We start from the raw sequence: 2,734 nt of genomic DNA, 5'->3' as shown, positions 1-2,734 counted from the left end.
AAACTGAACTGAAGCAACTACAAAGAATTCAGATGATTGACAAACTCTCCTGGATCACGGTCTATCCGGAAATCGTCCTCCTGGTCATGGCCTGTGTGATCGCGCTGGTGGACCTGGGCGTCAAGACGCCGCAGCGTACGGTAACCTACGTGCTCACCCTGTTGACCCTGGCTGTCGTGGCCGCGATGGAGGCGGCATATGCGTCCGGTGGCCAGACCTTCTACGGTTTTGGCAACATGATCGTCAGCGACCCCATGGGCGGCTGGCTCAAATGCTTCGCCTGCATCGCCGTGATGATCACGCTGGTTTATGGCCGGCCATACGCGGCGGATCGAGACATGATGCGGGGCGGCGAGTTCTTTACGCTCAGCCTGTTTGCCTTGCTCGGCATGTTTGTGATGATTTCGGGCCACAACTTCCTCGTGATCTATATGGGCCTGGAGCTGTTGACGCTGTCCAGCTATGCACTGGTGGCCCTGCGCCGCGACAACGCCACGGCCACCGAAGCCGCCATGAAGTATTTTGTGCTGGGCGCGCTGGCTTCGGGCTTCCTGCTTTACGGCCTGTCGATGCTATACGGCGCGACCGGCTCCCTGGACCTCAATGAAGTGTTCAACGCCATTGCCAGCCGCCAGGTCAAGCACCAGGTGCTCGTGTTCGGGTTGGTTTTCATTGTTGCAGGCCTGGCTTTCAAGCTGGGTGCAGTGCCTTTTCACATGTGGCTGCCTGACGTTTACCAGGGTGCGCCCACGGCGGTAACCCTGCTGATCGGCGGCGCGCCTCAGCTTGCTGCCTTCGCGATTTGCATTCGCTTGCTGGTAGAGGGCTTGCTTCCCCTGGCGATCGACTGGCAGCAGATGCTGGGGCTGATGGCGATTGGCTCGCTGCTGGTGGGTAATCTCGCTGCCATTGCGCAGTCCAACCTCAAACGCATGCTGGCGTTTTCCACCATCTCCCAGATGGGCTTCCTGTTGCTTGGCCTGCTGGCCGGCGTGGTCAACGGCAACCAGCTCAATACCGAGTCGGCTTACAGCGCGGCCATGTTCTACGCGCTGACCTATGTGCTCACCACCCTGAGCGCCTTTGGCATCATCATGCTGCTGGCGCGTGCCGGGCACGAGTCCGAGGAGATCGTCGACCTGGCTGGCCTGAACCAGCGGAGCCCCTTGTACGCAGGTGTGATGGCTATCAGCATGTTTTCGCTGGCAGGCCTTCCGCCGCTGGTGGGTTTTTATGCCAAGCTGGCCGTCCTTCAGGCGCTGATCTCCTCCCAGCAAACCACTTATGTTGTGCTGGCCATTTTTGCCGTGCTGGCGTCACTGGTAGGTGCCTTTTATTACCTGCGGGTGGTCAAGGTCATGTACTTTGACGCGCCGCTCAGCCACAACGCACAGCCGGTTTCCGCCCCGGCAGATGCCAAGGCCGTTTTGGCGATCAATGGTGCGCTCATCCTGATCCTGGGCATCATGCCCGGCGGTTTGATGACCCTGTGTGCGCAATCCATTAGCAGCATTGTCAAATCACTGGGTAGCTGACCCCTGCCATGACCCAAACTGCTTCAGTCTGGCTGGTCGTGCTGCTGGCCTTGCTGGCAGCCAACCTGCCTTTCATCAGCAACCGCCTGTTCGCGGTTTACCCGCTCAAACTGTCGAAAAACCTGGCGATCAGGGTTGGCGAACTGGTGGTCTGGTACCTGCTCATCGGTGGCTTGGGTTTGTACCTTGAGCAGCGCAGCGGCCAGATTGCGCCGCAAGGCTGGGAGTTCTATGCCATCACGGGCACGCTCTTCATTACCTTTGCGTTTCCGGGATTCACCTGGCGCTACCTGTTCAAGCATCGCCCATGAATGCTGTCCCTGGTCCTGATCAGGCAGATGCCCTTGCCGACGCCCATCTCGTCGAGATCCGAACCGACTCAGTCGAGATCCTGAAAGGGAATTTCCTGCACGCCATGCGTGATACCGTCAGGCTCCCCGACGGCAAGCAGGCAACGCGCGAGTATGTGATTCACCCAGGTGCCGTGATGATCGTGGCGCAGCTCGACGACGGGCGTCTGGTGCTGGAGCGCCAGTATCGCTATCCGGTGCAGGCTGTCATGCTGGAATTCCCGGCCGGCAAACTCGACGCTGGCGAAGCGCCACTTGCCTGCGCGAAGCGTGAGTTGCTCGAAGAAACCGGCTATACCGCGCGTGAGTGGGCCCGGGCCGGTGTGTTGCACCCGGTGATTTCCTATTCCACCGAATTTATCGACATCTGGTTTGCGCGCGGACTGACCCTTGGCCAGCGCAAGCTGGATGCCGGCGAGTTTCTGGACGTGTTTACTGCAACACCCGCAGAGCTTCTTGCCTGGTGTGCCAACGGCAAGGTCACGGACGCGAAAACACTGACGGGCGCGCTGTGGCTCCAAAACGTACTGTCCGGCGCGTGGACTTTGGACTGGCACGCTGCAGCCCCCTGAGCCTGCCGCGATAATCCGGCCATGAAAGTCCTGAATCTCCAGTGCGCACACCAGCATTCATTTGAAGGCTGGTTTGCGTCCGAGGACGACTTTCAGGCCCAGCTGTCGCGCGGGCTGATCGAATGCCCGATGTGCTCCGACAAAAGCATCCAGAAATTGCCCAGCGCTCCCCGCCTTAACCTGGGCAGCCACGACGCCGCGAATGCGGGAAACGTGGCCGAACTTTCATCAACCGTCAAGCTCAAACCGGTGCGGGGCTCCGCAGGCGAGGTCACCG

The 2,734-nt window shown here is 59.9% G+C and carries 4 protein-coding genes; all 4 read left to right on the top strand.

Going from position 1 to position 2,734, the window contains the following annotated elements; translation table 11 throughout:
• Positions 1–32: 32 nt before the first annotated feature.
• Entirely contained in the window at positions 33–1,535 is a 1,503-nt protein-coding gene (nuoN, locus tag AC1D0Z_RS19075) for an NADH-quinone oxidoreductase subunit NuoN (protein ID WP_477659761.1), read from the top strand.
• An 8-nt stretch (positions 1,536–1,543) separates the two neighbouring features.
• Entirely contained in the window at positions 1,544–1,846 is a 303-nt protein-coding gene (locus AC1D0Z_RS19070; RefSeq protein WP_477659760.1) for a DUF2818 family protein, read from the top strand.
• Positions 1,843–2,457, top strand: a complete 615-nt coding sequence (locus tag AC1D0Z_RS19065; protein WP_477659759.1) for an NUDIX domain-containing protein — start codon at positions 1,843–1,845, stop codon at positions 2,455–2,457. Before AC1D0Z_RS19070 ends, AC1D0Z_RS19065 begins: the two co-directional genes overlap by 4 nt.
• Before the next feature lie 21 nt (positions 2,458–2,478).
• On the top strand, positions 2,479–2,734 hold a 256-nt coding region (locus AC1D0Z_RS19060), incomplete at its 3' end, for a DUF1178 family protein (RefSeq protein WP_477659758.1).

The sequence above is a fragment of the Polaromonas sp. P1_E3 genome, from assembly GCF_056405935.1.
Note: the sequence above shows the minus strand (reverse complement) of the source record. Positions and strands in the feature narration are given on the sequence as shown.

Excerpts from the sequence above, each read along its gene's own strand:
- nuoN (WP_477659761.1), top strand. The coding sequence starts at position 33 with ATGATTGACAAACTCTCCTGGATCACGGTCTATCCGGAAATCGTCCTC.
- AC1D0Z_RS19070 (WP_477659760.1), top strand. The coding sequence starts at position 1,544 with ATGACCCAAACTGCTTCAGTCTGGCTGGTCGTGCTGCTGGCCTTGCTG.
- AC1D0Z_RS19065 (WP_477659759.1), top strand. The coding sequence starts at position 1,843 with ATGAATGCTGTCCCTGGTCCTGATCAGGCAGATGCCCTTGCCGACGCC.